Source organism: Desulfofundulus salinus, from assembly GCF_003627965.1.
Classification (GTDB): Bacteria; Bacillota; Desulfotomaculia; order Desulfotomaculales; family Desulfovirgulaceae; genus Desulfofundulus; species Desulfofundulus salinus.
Genome location: NZ_RBWE01000001.1, coordinates 1515215 through 1531555 on the forward strand (window position 1 = coordinate 1515215; position 16341 = coordinate 1531555).

General features: G+C 57.3%; 14 protein-coding genes and 1 riboswitch. Of the genes, 12 read left to right on the forward strand and 2 right to left on the reverse strand.

Annotated features, from left to right (window positions below; translation table 11 throughout):
* Window positions 1–97: 97 nt before the first annotated feature.
* From D7024_RS07765 to D7024_RS07800, 8 genes are all read left to right on the forward strand, one after another.
* Window positions 98–862: a DUF1614 domain-containing protein gene (locus tag D7024_RS07765; RefSeq protein WP_121451273.1), complete on the forward strand. Its 765-nt coding sequence runs from the start codon at window positions 98–100 to the stop codon at window positions 860–862.
* Complete coding sequence (spoIIP, locus tag D7024_RS07770) at window positions 859–2139, forward strand: stage II sporulation protein P (protein ID WP_121451274.1); 1281 nt, start codon at window positions 859–861, stop codon at window positions 2137–2139. The genes D7024_RS07765 and spoIIP overlap by 4 nt, the downstream gene beginning before the upstream one ends.
* Before the next feature lie 13 nt (window positions 2140–2152).
* Window positions 2153–3043: a YIEGIA family protein gene (locus D7024_RS07775; protein ID WP_121451275.1), complete on the forward strand. Its 891-nt coding sequence runs from the start codon at window positions 2153–2155 to the stop codon at window positions 3041–3043.
* A gap of 21 nt (window positions 3044–3064) precedes the next feature.
* On the forward strand, window positions 3065–3244 hold the full coding sequence (locus tag D7024_RS07780) for a capping complex subunit for YIEGIA (protein ID WP_121451276.1): 180 nt from the start codon (window positions 3065–3067) through the stop codon (window positions 3242–3244).
* A gap of 442 nt (window positions 3245–3686) precedes the next feature.
* Window positions 3687–5024: a DUF512 domain-containing protein gene (locus D7024_RS07785; protein ID WP_121451277.1), complete on the forward strand. Its 1338-nt coding sequence runs from the start codon at window positions 3687–3689 to the stop codon at window positions 5022–5024.
* On the forward strand, window positions 5009–6322 hold the full coding sequence (der, locus tag D7024_RS07790) for a ribosome biogenesis GTPase Der (RefSeq protein ID WP_121451278.1): 1314 nt from the start codon (window positions 5009–5011) through the stop codon (window positions 6320–6322). Before D7024_RS07785 ends, der begins: the two co-directional genes overlap by 16 nt.
* Window positions 6323–6336: 14 nt before the next feature.
* Entirely contained in the window at window positions 6337–6909 is a 573-nt protein-coding gene (gene plsY / locus D7024_RS07795; protein WP_121451279.1) for a glycerol-3-phosphate 1-O-acyltransferase PlsY, read from the forward strand.
* Between the two features lie 18 nt (window positions 6910–6927).
* Window positions 6928–7980: an NAD(P)H-dependent glycerol-3-phosphate dehydrogenase gene (locus D7024_RS07800; protein ID WP_165859310.1), complete on the forward strand. Its 1053-nt coding sequence runs from the start codon at window positions 6928–6930 to the stop codon at window positions 7978–7980.
* 39 nt (window positions 7981–8019) lie between these two features.
* Here D7024_RS07800 and D7024_RS07805 read toward each other — a convergent pair whose 3' ends face one another.
* On the reverse strand, window positions 8020–8886 hold the full coding sequence (locus D7024_RS07805) for a C40 family peptidase (protein WP_121451281.1): 867 nt from the start codon (window positions 8884–8886) through the stop codon (window positions 8020–8022).
* Window positions 8887–9141: 255 nt separating this feature from the next.
* Between D7024_RS07805 and spoIVA the strand changes: the two genes are divergently transcribed.
* The 4 genes from spoIVA (at window position 9142) to D7024_RS07825 (ending at window position 14039) form a co-directional block, all read left to right on the forward strand.
* Window positions 9142–10620, forward strand: a complete 1479-nt coding sequence (spoIVA, locus tag D7024_RS07810; RefSeq protein WP_121451282.1) for a stage IV sporulation protein A — start codon at window positions 9142–9144, stop codon at window positions 10618–10620.
* 101 nt (window positions 10621–10721) lie between these two features.
* Window positions 10722–12011 (forward strand): homoserine dehydrogenase, encoded by a 1290-nt coding sequence (locus tag D7024_RS07815; RefSeq protein WP_121451283.1) that lies wholly within the window; start codon window positions 10722–10724, stop codon window positions 12009–12011.
* A gap of 19 nt (window positions 12012–12030) precedes the next feature.
* Complete coding sequence (gene thrB / locus D7024_RS07820) at window positions 12031–12945, forward strand: homoserine kinase (RefSeq protein WP_121451284.1); 915 nt, start codon at window positions 12031–12033, stop codon at window positions 12943–12945.
* 117 nt (window positions 12946–13062) lie between these two features.
* Window positions 13063–13223: riboswitch (cyclic di-AMP (ydaO/yuaA leader) on the forward strand.
* Window positions 13224–14039, forward strand: coding sequence for a LysM peptidoglycan-binding domain-containing protein (locus tag D7024_RS07825; RefSeq protein ID WP_121451285.1), 816 nt, complete (start codon window positions 13224–13226; stop codon window positions 14037–14039).
* A gap of 527 nt (window positions 14040–14566) precedes the next feature.
* Here the strand turns inward: D7024_RS07825 and D7024_RS07830 are convergent.
* Window positions 14567–16243 (reverse strand): ABC1 kinase family protein, encoded by a 1677-nt coding sequence (locus D7024_RS07830; RefSeq protein WP_121452512.1) that lies wholly within the window; start codon window positions 16241–16243, stop codon window positions 14567–14569.
* Between the last annotated feature and the right edge of the window lie 98 nt (window positions 16244–16341).

The window sequence follows — 16341 nt, forward strand, 5'->3', positions numbered from 1 at the left end:
CCAGGAACAGTGGCGTGTAAGACGCCGCTTTTTTTTTGCATATTTACACCCGGCCGGGGCAGTCTAAAAAAAGAATTAATAACGAGGAGGATTGCAGATGACCGGCTTTCCCGTGGGTTTCACCGCACTGATTATTGTTTCCCTTTTGATCTTTTTTGGCCTGGCACACCGGGCCCTGGACCGCATGCGCCTAACCGACCGGGGTGCCCTGGCGGTAATTGTTGCCATGATCATAGGCAGTTTTATCTCCATACCCATTCCGGGCGGCCGCTACCCCGTTTCCATTAACGTCGGCGGCGGTCTGATTCCCCTGGGTTTGGCCATTTACCTGCTCTCCAAAGCAGGTACCGCTGCAGAACGCACCCGTGCCCTGGTGGGAGCGGGGGTGACCGCCCTGGCGGTCTATGCCGTGGGCTCCCTGGTGATGCGCGGCCTGCCGGAACCCGGGGGCAGGTACGAAATCCTTGATGCCCTGTGGCTTTACCCGCTGGTGGCCGGATTGGTGGGTTACCTGGCCGGACGTTCCAGGCGGGCCGCCTTTGTTTCAGCCACCCTCGGGTTACTGGCTCTGGATATAGGTTACTATTTCTGGCTGGTCGCCCGCGGTGCCCCTGCAGGCCGGGTGGCCATTGGCGGAGCCGGCGCCTTTGATGCCATTGTACTGGCGGGAATCCTGGCCGTACTCCTGGCCGAAGTGGTGGGCGAGGTACGGGAACGGCTTCAGGGAGGTCCTGCGATGAAGGGGCGGCCGGAAGCGCTGCTCAAGGCTTTACGCAAACCAGGAACGGATCCCGGCGACGGCGAAGAGGACGCAGCCGGGAAAGAGGATCGCAAAACCGGTGAAAGGGGGTCATTAAAGTGACCGGGGCAAAAAGCAGGATCATTTGGGGAATCGGCCTGTTACTGGTAGGGATATCCTTGCTGGTGGGTTTATCGGCTTCCCGGCTCACCCAACCTGTATGGTCATTGGCTTCCTTTTTCAAAGAAGCAGAAAACGACCACCGGGTGGGCAACGTATGCACGGTAAAGGACGAGCATGGCCGGGTAATCAGTCAGGTTTCACGCCGGGTCGCGGTGGGTGACGAAATCTTCACCGCCGAAGGCCGTCATTACCGGGTGGTCCGAATCCAGGGTAATACCGCCTGCGCCCGCTTTATCGGGATGGACAAAGACCTGCTGGCCTACAACGAATTTTACAGCCGGCTGGAGGTCCCCGTCGTCCAGATGGTCCGCAACACCCGGCCGGTGGGTATCTACCATACCCATAGCGATGAATCCTATGTGCCTACGGACGGCTCGGAATCCATCCCCTTTAAGGGAGGCATTTATCAAGTAGGGGAAACCCTGGTGAACCGCTTGAAAAATGGTGGGGTGAGAGTGGATTACGACAAAACTCCCCACGACCCCCACGATGATAACGCCTACTACCGTTCCCGGAGAACGGCAGTAAGATTGATGCAAAATAACCCCATTGCCCTTTTTGATGTGCACAGGGATGGCGTACCCGACTCCACCTATTACCGGCGTTACATTTCCGATCAGCAGGTGGCTCAAGCACGGCTGGTGGTGGGACGGGAAAACCCCCGGATGCAGGCCAACCTTGATTTTGCCAAGAGGCTTATGTCCTATGCCAACAGCGTGCACAAGCCGATAGTGAAAGAAATTTTCACCGCCCAGGGTGACTACAACCAGGATCTCATGCCTACCGCCCTGCTCATTGAAGCGGGTACCCACACCAACACCAGGGAGGAGGCCGAGCGGGGCGTCGCCCTCCTCGCCGACGCCGTCCCGGTCGTGCTCGGTCTCACCGGACCCGCGCCTGAAGGAATGCCCAAACCAATTACCGACCGCACGGCGGGAACACCGGGCAGCTGGAAAGCCCTGGGCTGGATTATCGCCTTGACCCTGTTGGGCGGTAGTGCCTTCCTGCTCATCAGCGCCGGCAGCTGGGAGAGGGCCAAAAGCAGGCTTGGCGACTTCTTTGGCCGGGAATTTACCAGCTTCTTTGCCCCCCGGCGGGCCAGAAAACCTGATCTGGACACTGCTGAAAAGGCCACCCATATCCCTGCCCCGGGTCATGAAGATCCCGATGCCAGCGAAGCGGCCAGGGACCACCTGGAACGCATCCGGCAGGATTAGGGGTGGAAGTAAATTGGAACATTACCTTGGTACCATCATTGCCGGGACACTGGCCGGGACTGTGGCCCGCATGGTCATGCTGCACCTGGACTACCGCCAGTATCCCGGCTACCCCCACGGCTATCTTTCCCACCTGTCCCTTGGTTTTATTGCTTCGGCCCTGGGGGCGGTGGCCATCCCGGCCATCCTGAAACCGGATTATACAGCGGTGACCTTTCTGGCCCTGGCCGCCAGCCAATTCCGGGAAATCCGTGGTATCGAAAGAAAAACCTTAGAACATCTGGACGAAAACGAGCTGGTCAAGCGGGGCAGCGATTATATCGAGGGGATAGCCCGCACCTTTGAAGCCCGCAACTACCTGACCATGGCCTGCGCCCTTTTTACCAGCATTGCCTACGAGCTGGGGAAGGCCCCGGCAGCGATTATCATGGCCCTGCTGGCCATCCTCTTTGTGCGCACCTTTATGGCCGGGGAGACCATCGGGGATATATGCGAGGTTGTCCCGGCCAGAATATGGTTTAAAGATTCCATCCTCATGGTGGAGAACATCGGGTTTATCAATATTGGCTTAAAGGAAATGCGCGAAAAAATTACGGCTGAAGGCCTGGCGGTTTTAATCAAACCAAAGAATGCCGATGCCCGGGCCACCATCCATGATCTGGGACAGCGCCAGGCCATGGCCCACACTGTCACGGTGCTCCTGGGAACCAAAAAGGACGTGGATCTTCCCGAATTCACCCCTCTGGCCCGCATCGACCCCGACAGCGGGGCGGTGGGACTGTATACGGTGCCGGTGGAAAGGGACATGGATGCTTTGATCCTGGCGGTGAAGCGCACTCCCGTACTGGAAAGCGCCCGCTCCAGGCCCTTGAAAACCGAAGCGGGACGCATGGCCGCCAGGTAAAAAACGGTGGAGAGGATGGCAATGGCAGACCGCATACTGGCCGTGGTAACCTTAAACATGGATATTGTCGCCGGAGGAGCGCCTATTTTTTTTGCCCGTAACCAGGAAGAACAGGAAAAGATGGCCCGTTATTTAGCCCGCACCCTGGACGCCATGGTTCACGACCTGGAAAACGGCGTCTACGTCATTGTGAAGCACTAATTCACATCATTGGTATAATGTTTAGTGAAACCGCTCTGTTAATGCCAAAGGCACGGCGTTGTCTAGAGCGAACGATTTTGCGGAGCGCCGGTCACAGCACCCGGTGAAGCGAGGCTGCCGACTCGGCTCTCGAGGACGCATGATAAACTACCCGGAAGAAGACTTTTAAGACATATTTATTTCAACAGGTAACAACAAAGAATGATTGGTAGCGGGCAATCCGCAGAGAGCCAGAGCCGGCCCGAAGCGAACCGTGGTGCTGTCGGCGCGGAGCATATGAGTGAGCGGGACAACGCCGTGCCTTTGTGGCAGCCCAAAGATTTGCGACACGCCGTGTTCCAAATAACATGACACGCAGCATTCCAATACTTGCGATACGGCGTGAAATTACAATATAATACTGTTACCTATTCGTAACGTTTTCCAGCAAAAGGTGACGATCATGACGGTGCAGGGTCTTGTAATAGAAAGAGTAGCCCCCGGCAGCATTGCCGCCGAACTGGGCATGGAACCGGGGGACCGGCTGGTGGCCGTAAACGGCCTGCCGGTGGAGGACATTCTGGACTACCGCTTTTTGACCTGCGACGAGGAACTGACCATCACCCTGGTCAAGGCCAGCGGCGAAGAATGGCTCTGCGATGTGGAAAAGGATTTTGACGACGACCTGGGCGTGGATTTTGCCGGCGGGGGACTGGAACCCATCCGCCGCTGCCAGAACCGCTGCCTTTTCTGTTTCGTTGATCAAATGCCCCGGGGCCTGCGCCCCACCCTGTACGTCAAAGACGACGACTACCGCCTTTCCTTCACCCAGGGGAACTTTATTACCCTGACCAATTTGAGGGAGAGGGATCTGGAACGGATCATCCGGCAGCGGTTGTCGCCCCTTTACATATCGGTGCACACCACCAACCCCGCCTTAAGGGAAAAAATGCTCGGCCACCCCCGGGCCGGCAAAATCATGGAGCAACTGCACCGGCTGGCCCAGGGGGGAATAGAAATGCATACCCAGGTGGTCCTGTGCCCGGGGATAAACGATGGGGTGGAACTGGAACGCACCGTGAGGGACCTGGTGAACCTCTGGCCGGCGGTACGTTCCGTGGCCATCGTTCCGGTAGGCCTTACCAGTTACCGGGAGGGGCTTTTTCCCCTGCGCCCCTTCACCCGGGAAGAGGCCACTTTGATAGTGGAACAGGTGCAAACCTGGCAGGACCATTGCCTGGAACGCTGCGCCCACGCGGTGGTCTTTGCCAGCGATGAATTTTACCTGCTGGCGGGAAGGAAAGTTCCCCCTGCCTTGCGTTACGATGATTTTCCCCAGACGGAAAACGGTGTGGGACTGGTGCGTCTCTTTCTGGATGAATGGGAGAAGATCTCCCAGTCCCTGCCCCGGGCACTGCCCTGCCCCCGTAAGGTGACCGTGGCCACCGGTATGCTGGCCGAAAGTGTCCTGGCGCCGGTGGTGGCCAGGTTAAATGAAATTAACAATCTGGCGGTGGAACTGGCCGTCATCCCCAACCGTCTATTTGGCCCGCAGGTGACCGTGGCCGGCCTTGTTTCCGGAAAAGACATTTTAGAAGCCCTGGAAGGCCGCAATCCGGGACAAACCTTAGTCCTGCCCGCAGTCATGTTGCGCCAGCCGGAGCAGGTTTTTCTGGATGGTATGACTGTGCAGGAACTTTCCGGCCGTCTGAACCGCCCCGTGATAGTGGTTGATGGACCGGCGGAACTGGTGGAGGCCTGTTTGGAAAGTGAGGGATTTTGCCCTTGTCCAAGCCAATAGTAGCCATTGTAGGACGCCCCAATGTGGGAAAATCTACCCTTTTTAACCGCCTGGTGGGGAGCCGCATAGCCATAGTGGAAGATGAGCCTGGAATAACCCGCGACCGGCTCTATCAGGATGCCGAGTGGGCGGGGCGCGTTTTTACCCTCGTGGATACCGGCGGGCTGGACTTTGTGGAATCGGGGGATATTCCCCGGCAGGTGCGGCGGCAGGTAGAGCTGGCCATAGAAGAAGCCGACGTCGTGATCTTTCTGGTGGATGCCCGGGCGGGATTAACGAGTACGGATGAGGACGTGGCCGCTCTGCTGCGGCGCACCAGCAAGCCCGTATTGCTGGTGGCCAACAAGGTGGAAAATTTCCAGCGCACCGGTCAGCTGGTGGACTTTTTCCGCCTGGGCCTGGGCGAGCCCATCCCCATTTCTGCGGCTCAGGGGATGAACACCGGGGACTTGCTGGACCGCCTGGTGTCGGTTTTGCCTCCCGTAGCCGCGGAGGAAGGGGAACCCGATACCATCCGCATTGCCGTCATCGGACGGCCCAATGTGGGTAAGTCTTCCCTGGTTAATGCCATTCTGGGTGAAGAGCGGGTGATCGTTAGCGACATCCCCGGCACCACCCGGGACGCCATTGACACCTACTTTGAGCGGGAAGGGCGCCGCTATATGCTGGTGGATACGGCGGGCATCCGGCGCAAGAGCCGTATAGAGGAGGCCATAGAAAAATACAGCGTAATTCGTTCCTTAAGGGCGGTAGACCGCTGCGAGGTGGCCCTGGTTGTGCTGGACGCCCTGGAAGGCGTAACCGATCAGGACAAGCGCATTGCCGGCTATGCCCATGAGCAGGGCAAGGCCAGCGTGCTGGCTGTGAATAAATGGGACCTGGTGGAAAAGGATACCCATACCTCCCGGCGCTTCACCGAGCTTATTCGCCGGGAACTGGCCTTCATGACCTATGCCCCGGTAGTTTTCATCTCCGCCCTTACCGGAAAGCGGGTGCACAGGCTTTTAGAAATGGTTGACCTGGTGGCACAGCAGCAGTGTTTGCGCATCAGCACGTCAGAGCTAAACAGGCTGATCAGGGACGCCGTTTTGCATAACCCGCCGCCGGCCGACAAAAACCGGCGTTTGAAAATACTCTACGCCACCCAGGGCGGGGTAAAACCACCCACTTTCATCCTGTTTGTCAACGATCCGGAGTTGATGCACTTTTCTTACCTGCGCTACCTGGAAAACCAGCTCCGGGCGGCCTTTGGCTTTGAAGGAACGCCCATCCGTTTTGTACTGCGGCAGCGGGATTAAAAGGGGGGAGAAAAATGGCTGTTCTGGCCGTTATGGTCAGCTATCTGATTGGCTCAATTCCCGTAGGCTACCTGTTGGGACGCGCCCGGGGGGTAGACATCCGGCAACACGGCAGCGGCAATATCGGAACCACCAATGTCTGGCGGAACCTGGGCCCTGTGGCGGGCGCAATTGCCCTCACCGGTGATGCCGGCAAGGGTCTGGTGGCCGTACTCCTGGGGCGTTACCTGGGGGGGCACGGTCTTGAGCTGGCCTGTGGCCTGGCCGCAATCGCCGGGCACAGCTGGCCGGTGTTCCTGGGCTTCAGGGGAGGAAAAATTATTGCCACCGGTCTGGGAGTTTTCCTCGGCCTTACTCCGGCGGCCGCCCTTTTGGCCCTGGGGCTTTGGGTGGTAGTGGTGGCGGCTTTTCGTTACGTCTCCCTGGGTTCCATAGTGGCTGCCGTTTCAATGCCCCTGTGGATGCTCCTTTTACACCGGCCCCGTGAGTACCTGGCTTTTGCCCTGGTGGTGGCGGTAATTGCCGTATACAAACACATACCCAATATCCGCCGGCTGCTGGCCGGCACCGAATCTAAAATCCGTTAAAGGGAAGGGTTGGCGGTAGTGAAACAAAAGGTAGCCATCCTGGGAGCCGGCAGCTGGGCCACGGCCCTGGCCGTGCTGCTGGCCGGTAAAGGAATACCGGTGGACATGTGGTCGCGCCGGGCGGGCCTGGCCGCTCAAATTAATGCCGAAGGTCAGAACAGCCGCTACCTGCCGGGAGTTTCTCTCCCCCCAAACGTGCGCGTGACCCCGGATCTTCCCGCGGTGGTAAAAAACGCCCGGGCGGTTATTTTCAGCGTGCCTTCCCATGCTTTCCGGGAAGTCCTGCGCGCCTCACTCCCGCACCTGCCGGCCCGGGCACTGTTGATCAATGCAGCCAAGGGCATTGAAGAAGACAGCCTCCTCACCCTTTCCCGGGTATTTGCCGCGGAAGCCGGGGAAGAGGAAACCAACCGTTACGTGGTCCTTTCCGGACCCAGTCACGCCGAAGAAGTGGGGCGGGGGATACCCACCGCCGTCGTGGTGGCCGGCCGGGATATGGCGGCGGCCGAGGCCGCCCAGGACCTGTTCATGACCGGCAACTTCCGGGTTTATACCAACCCCGATGTGGCCGGGGTAGAGCTGGGGGGAGCCCTGAAAAATATTATTGCCCTGGGCACGGGTATTGCCGACGGGCTGGGTTTTGGGGACAACACCAAAGCAGCTTTGATGACCCGGGGCCTGGCCGAAATCACCCGCCTGGGGCTGGCCATGGGGGCCAACCCCCTCACTTTTGCCGGTCTGGCCGGGGTGGGGGATTTAATTGTCACCTGCACCAGCATGCACAGCCGCAACCGCCGGGCCGGGATCGAAATCGGCCGGGGGAAGAGCCTTTCCGAAGCGGTGGCCAGTGTGCAGATGGTGGTGGAAGGGGTGCGCACCACCCGGGCGGCCTACCGCCTGGCGGCCCGGTACCAGGTGGAAATGCCCATTACCGAGCAGATGTACCGGGTGCTTTTTGAGGGATTACCCCCCCGGGAAGCGGTGGTTAACCTGATGAGCAGGGGCCGCCGGCGCGAGATGGAAGAGGTGGCCCTGGCAGCTGCATTGTGGCGTGAAAAAAACTGCAAATAGCAAACGCCCGCTCGTCCAGGGCGGGCGCTTTTGCTTAGATTACCGCAGGATTCTGGTTGCTCCCCGGTAATTGGCGGCGTAGTAAGACTCGTTGAGGGAAGAATATTTAACCCCTTTACTGGAAGAAGCATGAATAAACCGGTCCTGGCCTGCATAAATACCTACATGGTCAATGCCACCGCTGCCGTAATAGCTGAAGAAAACCAGATCCCCGGGGGATAAATCATCGCGACCAACCCGGGTGCCGAGCCGGGCTTGAGCAGCCGCGTTATGGGGCAAGCTTATTCCCACTGTTTCCCGAAACACATAGGAAGTAAAGCCGGAGCAGTCAAAAGCTTCCGGGCCACTGCCCCCGTATGCATAGGGCTTGCCCAGCAGGGAAACAGCCCTGGCAAGCACTGCCCTTACGTCGTCCGTTTCGCCGCGGGAAACCTGACGGCCAGGAGACACTCCGGTGGTGCCACCGGGTATAATTAAAACCTGTTCCGGAAAAATCAAGTCGGAGGTTAAATTATTAGCCTCCCTGATGGCTTGTACGCGCACGCCGTAACGCTGTGCGATCACATACAGTGAATCCCCCGGACGGACTGTGTATTTGTTAACCCCGGCACGGGTATTTTTACTGGCCGCCACGGTGTTCCGGGCTGGCTTTGCCTTTGCCGAACCGGGGATAATCAGTGTCTGACCAGGGTAGATCAGATGTCCGTTTAAACCATTGGCTGCCTGCAAAGCCTCAACGGTGATTCCATACCGCCGGCTCAGTTCGTAAAGTGTTTCGCCGGCCGCCACCGTGTGCTTGAGGGCAGCCCACGAAACTGAAGGAACCAGGCACACCAATAAAAAGCTCAACAGAAAGGCCCGCCACAGGAGCCCTGCCTTTACCGGCGGGCAAGGCATCCTTTTCATGCATCACTCTCCTCTCCTGACAACTTTTTCTTGACTTAAAAATTGTTCGACATCAAGCGTGGGATTCCTGCCGGAGTGGCCAAATTTTTTCCTTAATTCAGTTGCCAGCGGCATGGAATTCCCGGCATAAAAAAGTTCCCCCGGTCATAATCCGCCGGGGGCTTAATATATATATATTGTTAATGTATGCCATTGGAAAAAACTAGTCTCGTAAGCTCCCGGCTGCAAAACCTTTATTAAGGAGGGAATACGTCCATGGAAAAAGTGGATATCTTCCGGGATATCGCGGAACGTACCGGCGGCGATATCTACCTGGGCGTGAGTGGCGGTGTCCGCACGGGCAAGTCCACTTTTATCAAGCGTTTTGCCGAACTGCTGATGATACCGAACATCGAAAACCCCTACGACCGGGAACGGGCCAAGGATGAGCTGCCCCAGAGTGGTGCCGGCAGGACGGTAATGACTACAGAACCCAAATTCGTGCCCAATGAGGCTGTGGAAATCACCATTTCACCCAACCTCAAGGTGAAAATGCGTCTGGTTGACTGCGTGGGTTACCGGGTGGAGGGTGCCCTGGGCTACGAGGATGAAAGCGGCCCGCGGATGGTATCAACCCCCTGGTTTGACGAACCCATTCCTTTCCAGGAGGCGGCGGAAATCGGCACCCGCAAGGTAATTGCGGATCACTCCACCATGGGTGTGGTGGTCACCACCGACGGCAGCATTACCGATATCCCACGGGAAAATTATGTTGAAGCGGAAGAAAGGGTTATTGCCGAGTTCAAGGACATCAACCGTCCCTTTCTGGTGCTTTTGAACAGCACCCGTCCCCAGGACCCTCAAACGATAGCCCTGGCCGAAGAACTGGCCGAAAAATACGATGTTCCCGTTTTGCCGGTGGATTGCCTGCAGATGACCCAGCAGGACGCCCTTTTTATTCTGGAAACGGTACTGATGGAATTTCCCGTCAACGAGGTTAACGTACTGCTCCCGCAATGGGTGGAGGAACTGGACAGCAGCCACTGGTTAAGGCAAAAAGTGGAGGAGTCGGTTCGCGAGACCATCCAGAACGTGCGCCGTTTACGGGATATTAACGGCGCGGTGGAAAGGCTTGGAGACTACGATTTTGCCGGGTCAGTCAGTATCACCAAAATGGATATGGGTACCGGGGTGGCAGCCATTGAAATAACTTCTCCCCAGGAGCTTTTCTTCCAGGTCTTGAGCGAAGAATCTGGCTTTAAGATTAGCGGAGACCATGAACTGTTCAGGCTGGTCAAAGAACTGGCCGTGGCCAAGCGGGAGTACGACAAGGTAGCCCAGGCGCTGGCGGAAGTGCGGGAAACCGGTTACGGGGTGGTAACTCCCAGCCTGGACGAAATGGTTTTGGAGGAGCCGCAGTTAATCCGTCAGGGCAGCCGCTTTGGTGTCAAACTTAAGGCAACGGCTCCCTCCATTCACATGATCAGGGCTGATATTGCCACCGAAATTACTCCCATTATCGGTACTGAACGGCAATGCGAAGAACTGGTTCGTTACATGCTCACCGAGTTTGAATCCAACCCGCAGAAAATCTGGCAGTCCGAGATATTTGGCAAGTCTGTGCATGATCTGGTCAGGGAAGGAATTCAAAACAAGCTCTATCGCATGCCTGAAAATGCCCGGGCAAAACTGCAGGAAACCATCCAGCGCATCGTAAACGAGGGAAGCGGTGGACTTATCTGTATAATTATTTAACCGGTCCCAGGCCGGTTTTTTATTTGCCCTCAACCAGTTAACGATGATAAAATATTCATGGCTGTACCAGGGACAAGTGTTTGAAGGAAGGAGAGAGGGTTTTGCAAGAACCGGTAAAAATAGCACTTTTAGGCCTGGGAACGGTAGGCCGCGGGGTTTACCGCATTCTCACCGGCAATGCGGAAAACATTGCCCATAAGGTCGGCGCACCCGTTGAAATTTCCCGCATCCTTGTCCGCGATCTGACCAGGGACCGGGGCATCCCGCTGGATCCGGCCCTGCTTACTGATAATTACCAGGACATTCTGGACGACCCGGAAATAGCCATTGTGGTGGAGGTAATGGGAGGTATCCACCCGGCGCTGGACTATGTCATGGCCGCCCTGAAGCGGGGCAAAAGTGTGGTTACGGCCAACAAGGACATGATTGCCCTGCACGGTAAGGAACTCTTTGCCACCGCTGCGGCCAGCGGTGCCGGCCTCCTTTTTGAAGGCAGCGTGGCCGGAGGCATCCCCATCATCCGTCCTTTGAAACAATGCCTGGCGGCCAACCGCATTCAGGAGATTATGGGCATTATCAACGGTACAACCAACTACATGTTGAGCAAAATGACCCGGGAAGGAGTGGATTTTGACCGGGCACTGCGGGAAGCGCAGGCCAAAGGTTATGCCGAGGCCGATCCCACCGCCGATGTGGAGGGGCTGGACGCGGCGCGCAAACTGGCCATCCTTGCTTCCATCGCCTTTAATTCCCGCATCACCTTAAACGATGTCTACGTGGAAGGGATCAGCAAAATCACCGCCAGGGATATTGCCTATGCCCGGGAGTTGAATTATGTGATCAAGTTGCTGGCCATTGCCAAGGAAACTCCTGAGGGCATCGAGGTGCGGGTGCATCCGACCATGATCCCCCAAAATCACCCCCTGGCTTCAGTTAACGACGTCTTTAACGCCATTTTTGTCCGGGGCGATGCCGTGGGTGACACCATGTTTTACGGCCGCGGCGCGGGGGAATTACCCACTGGAAGCGCTGTTGCGGCAGATATCATGGATGCGGCCCGCCACATTTTATATAAAGTGCCGGGTTTCATCGGCTGCACCTGTTACGACGAAAAACCGATCAAGCCCATGGCCATGACCGAAAGCAAGTTTTACATTCGCCTGATGGTGGCCGACAGGCCGGGAGTGCTGGCCTCCATAGCCTATGCCTTTGGGGATAAGGAAGTTAGCCTGGCTTCGGTAATCCAAAAGCATACCGATGGCGACAGGGCGGAAATCGTGATGGTTACCCACCGGGTGCGGGAACAAAACCTGCAGGATGCTTTACGCCTGGTTGGATGCCTGAGTTCGGTTGACCGGATCGCCAGCTGTATTCGGGTAGAAGGTGAGTAGAAAGGGGCAGGGTAAGAGAATGGTCCGCGTACAGGTACCTGCCACCACGGCCAACCTGGGCCCGGGTTTTGATTGCCTGGGGATGGCTTTGAAATTTTATAACATAGTAGAAATGGTACGTCTATCCAGCGGCCTGGTTATTGAGGTGCATGGGGAGGGTGTTCAGGAGATTGCCCGGGACGAAAGCAACGTGGTTTACCGGGCAGCCATGTATCTCTTCAAACAGGTGGGTTTTGATCCCGGGGGCCTGCGCATTCGTTTGATCAACAACATTCCGGTAGCCAGGGGGCTGGGCAGCAGTGCCTCGGCCATTGTGGGTGGCCTGGTGGCGGCCAACATTCTTTCCGGAAACAAGCTTTCCTGCCGGGAACTGCTCACCATGGCCTCGCAGCTCGAGGGCCATCCCGATAACGTGGCCCCGGCCCTTTTGGGCGGAATTGTTATTTCCACTACGGTGGAAGGGGAGACCCGCTATGTGAAAATTGATCCTCCCGCAGGTCTGAAGGTGGCGGTAGCCATACCCGATTTTCACCTGAGTACCAGGGCCGCCCGGGAGGTGTTGCCCCAGCATGTCAGCCTGGCGGATGCCGTTTTTAACCTGGGGCGGGTGGCCCTGCTGGTGGCCGCCCTGCAGCAGGGCAAACTGGACCTGCTGGCCACGGCCATGGAGGACAGGCTCCACCAGCCATACCGTGCATCCCTGGTACCCGGAATGAAAAAGGTGCTGGCGGCCGCCCGCCTGGCTGGAGCCCGGGGAGTTTGCTTAAGCGGTGCCGGTCCGAGTTTAATTGCCCTGGCCGACAGCAATTTGGAGCTTATTGCCCGGGTGATGAAGGATACCTTCCGGGAAAGCGGCATTATGGCCCGGGCCCTGGTTTTGGAGCCCAGCCCGGTGGGTGCCCGGGCCCTGGAAATTAAGACAAAGCCTTCGTAGCTTCCCCATTCGAAGGGGGGAATATCCTTGTCCAAAATGCCGGGGGCACTGCCAACCTGGCATTATTTGTCACTTGGCATTGCTGGCGACGGGCCTGTATAATTACACTTGTAATTGAATTACCAGTGGCCGAATCCCCGGGAACCCGGGGTACGGGGGAATTTTTACCCGGAGCGGGGTGAATCCGCGCGTTATTAAGGAGGTGAAAATAAGACGCGCGGTAGGGTGCCCTCTACCCGAACCCATCAACTAACCCCGGAGGCTAGAGGAGGGAAAAAATGAGCAGGCTGTTGTTTTACGTCCGTTACTTTCTGGCAACTCTGGCGGCACTTGTGTTGCTGCCCGTGGGTGCTGCGGCAGCGGCCACCCATACCGTCAGTCCCGGTGAATCCCTGTTTCTGATCAGCCGCGCCTACGGAACCACCGTGGATGCCCTGCGCCAGGCCAACGGTCTTTACACCGACCTGATCTACCCGGGGCAAAAGCTTTACATTCCGGAAGGGAATGGGAAGGGAAGTCCGGGTACATATACCGTGCGGCCCGGGGATACCCTTTATCTGATTGGCCTGCGTTATGGCGTGAGCTTTCAGTCAATAAAAGCAGCCAACGGTCTGAGAAGTGATTTAATCTACCCGGGACAGAAACTGATTATCCCCGCCGCGAATAATTGGGGGACAAGCCCGGCGCCGGTAAGCCGGAGCGCCATCAACTCCGGTCCCGTTAATTATAGTCGTTCCGACTTTGACCTTCTGGCACGGTTGATTACCGCTGAAGCCGATTCCGAATCCTACATCACCAAGGTGGCAGTAGGAGCAGTGGTATTAAACCGCGTAAAAAGCAGCATTTTCCCGAATTCCATTCCCGCGGTCATTTACCAGGTGGACGAAACTGGATCTTACCAGTTTGAACCCGTATTAAACGGCTGGATCAACCGTCCGGCCAGCGAGGAAGCCAAACGGGCTGCGCTGGATGCCCTCAACGGGGTTGACCCCACCAACGGCGCCCTTTACTTCTTTGAATCCTGGGTGCCGAACAGCTGGCTGCAATCACGTCCTGTAAGTGTGATTCTGGACAGCTTTACATTTACTTACTAGTTGAATACTTAGTTAAGGATAGATTTATATGACTTACATCTGAAGTATCCCCAGCTCCTGTTTTGGCTCGGTAGCGAGCGACTTGAGCCGAGTGGCCAGCCAAACTTAGCGAGGCGAAAAGCGAAGGCAGGCCCGAGGGCATGGATGCCCGAGGCCGGCAACTGAGGCAGGATGCCGAATTTGCCGGGAAGCCTGCCGGAGCTTTGAGCCGAGCAATAGTTTGGCCCGCGAGGCTCACTGGAGCGAGCGGGAGCCAAAACAGGGTAGTTGGAAAGTGGGGATTACTCAGAACTTCCATACAGAAACAGGCCCTGCCCGGAGCAGGGCTTATTTCTTTAAGCGAAAGTTAATAAATTCTTAACACAAATGCAGTAAGTTTTACACATTTGTGGGGTAAAATGATCAATATGACAAACCTGTGATGTGGAGGTGTTTTTATGCATAGATTTATCCTTTTTGTGCTGCTTCTGGCATTAATGGTCATCATGATCCCGGGCCTGCGCCCGCCGGGGATTTAACCATCATAACTAAAATCTCCGGGAACGCAAAATGGAAAAGATCAGGGCCACGCCCAGCACTCCCCCGACAACAAAAGCGGCCTCCACTACAGGCAAACCCCAGAGAATGGTATAACCCCGCCCCAGCAGCAGAGAAGAACCCACGATCAAAGAACCCAAAAGGATACCCAGAACCAGGCGGTTAACCATGGCGTTGAGCTGGCCGAACATGCGGTTCAGGTCCGGGTTTACCGCTTTTATTTTTAATTCACCCCCTGCGGCCAGGTCCAGCACCCTGTCCAGGCGGTGAGGCAGGTGGGTCAAAAGCTGGTGGTAGTCTTCCAGGTGCTCCAGCACCAGCCTTTTTATCCCCGGCAGGCTGAAACGGCGCGCCAGCAGGCGTTTGCCCATGGGACGGGCAATCTCCACGATGCTCAATTCCGGGTCCAGCTGCGCAACTAAACCTTCAGCGGTAACCAGGGACTTCACCAGCAGGGTGAACTGGGTGGGAACGCGGATACGGTATTTGAAGGCCACCGCCATTACATCCCCTAAAGATTCGGCCAGGCTAATCCGGCTCAAGGGGATTTCATAATATTTTTCCCTCAGGGCGTCGATATCCCGGTGCAGGGCGGCCCGGTCCACATGGGGTGGCACTACGCCCAGGTCTTCCACCGCCCGTACCACCTGGGAAGTGCTCCGCCGGACCAATCCCAAAACCAGAGCGCCGATTTTTTCCCGCACCTCTTCATTCAGGCGCCCCACAATGCCAAAGTCCATAAAGGCCACCCTCCCGCCGGGCAGGGCGGCCAGGTTGCCCGGGTGGGGGTCGCCGTGGAAAAAACCGTGCAGCAGGATCTGCCGCAGCAGGGCATCGGCGAGGTGCCGGGCCACCACCTGCCGGTCAATGCCCCGGCGGGCCAGCTCTTCCGGGTTAGTCAGTTTCACTCCCTCTACGTACTCCATGGTCAGCACCTTGCTGGTGGTGTAATCCCAGTACACCACCGGGAAATAGACCGTGTTGTCGCCGGCAAAATGCTGGCGAAAGGTATCGGCATGGCGCCCTTCCACAGTGAAGTCCATCTCTTCCCGCAGGATCTTTTCAAACTCCTCCACCATTTCCTCGAAGCGATAAAGCTCCCGCCAGGGCCCGTGCCTGTCCACCAGCCGGGCCACATCATGGAGGATTTCTATATCTGTGGAGAGAATTTTTTCCGTGCCCGGCCGCTGGACCTTGACCACCACCGGCCTGCCGTCCCGCAGGTTTGCCCGGTGGACCTGGCCGATGGAAGCGGCAGCCAGGGGGGTAGCTTCGAAATGGGCAAAGATTTCCTCCAGGGGCAGCCCCAGCTCCATTTGAATGCGTTCCCGCACCTGGGCAAAGGGGAAAGGGGGCACCCGGTCCTGGAGCTTTTCCAGCTCGGCAATATATTCCGGGGCCAGCAGATCGGAGCGGGTGGAAAGCACCTGTCCCATCTTGATAAAAGTCGGGCCCAGTTCCTCCAGGGCCAGGCGCAGCCTTTCGGGCGGGGAAGGCCGTTCCACCACGGGGGCCTGGCGTGCCGGTTTGTGCCGGCGGCCAGGGCCCAGGAACTCGCCAAGACCCAGCTGTTGTGCCAGGTACCCGAAACCGTGGCGCACCAGGACGTTGGCAATTTCCCGGTAGCGGGCAAAATGCTTGTACCTCTTGCGCAGGTGCAGCTGCATAAAACATCCTCCCCGGGCCGCCGGCAGGCGCCGCTGGTTATTACTTATTTTTTCCACAACCGCCTTTTAAAACCCTCTTCGGGTGCGGCATATTTGTA

Excerpts from the sequence above, each read along its gene's own strand:
- D7024_RS07765 (WP_121451273.1), top strand. The coding sequence starts at position 98 with ATGACCGGCTTTCCCGTGGGTTTCACCGCACTGATTATTGTTTCCCTT.
- D7024_RS07780 (WP_121451276.1), top strand. The coding sequence starts at position 3,065 with ATGGCAGACCGCATACTGGCCGTGGTAACCTTAAACATGGATATTGTC.
- D7024_RS07785 (WP_121451277.1), top strand. The coding sequence starts at position 3,687 with ATGACGGTGCAGGGTCTTGTAATAGAAAGAGTAGCCCCCGGCAGCATT.
- plsY (WP_121451279.1), top strand. The coding sequence starts at position 6,337 with ATGGCTGTTCTGGCCGTTATGGTCAGCTATCTGATTGGCTCAATTCCC.
- D7024_RS07805 (WP_121451281.1), bottom strand. The coding sequence starts at position 8,886 with ATGAAAAGGATGCCTTGCCCGCCGGTAAAGGCAGGGCTCCTGTGGCGG.
- spoIVA (WP_121451282.1), top strand. The coding sequence starts at position 9,142 with ATGGAAAAAGTGGATATCTTCCGGGATATCGCGGAACGTACCGGCGGC.
- thrB (WP_121451284.1), top strand. The coding sequence starts at position 12,031 with ATGGTCCGCGTACAGGTACCTGCCACCACGGCCAACCTGGGCCCGGGT.
- D7024_RS07825 (WP_121451285.1), top strand. The coding sequence starts at position 13,224 with ATGAGCAGGCTGTTGTTTTACGTCCGTTACTTTCTGGCAACTCTGGCG.
- D7024_RS07830 (WP_121452512.1), bottom strand. The coding sequence starts at position 16,243 with ATGCAGCTGCACCTGCGCAAGAGGTACAAGCATTTTGCCCGCTACCGG.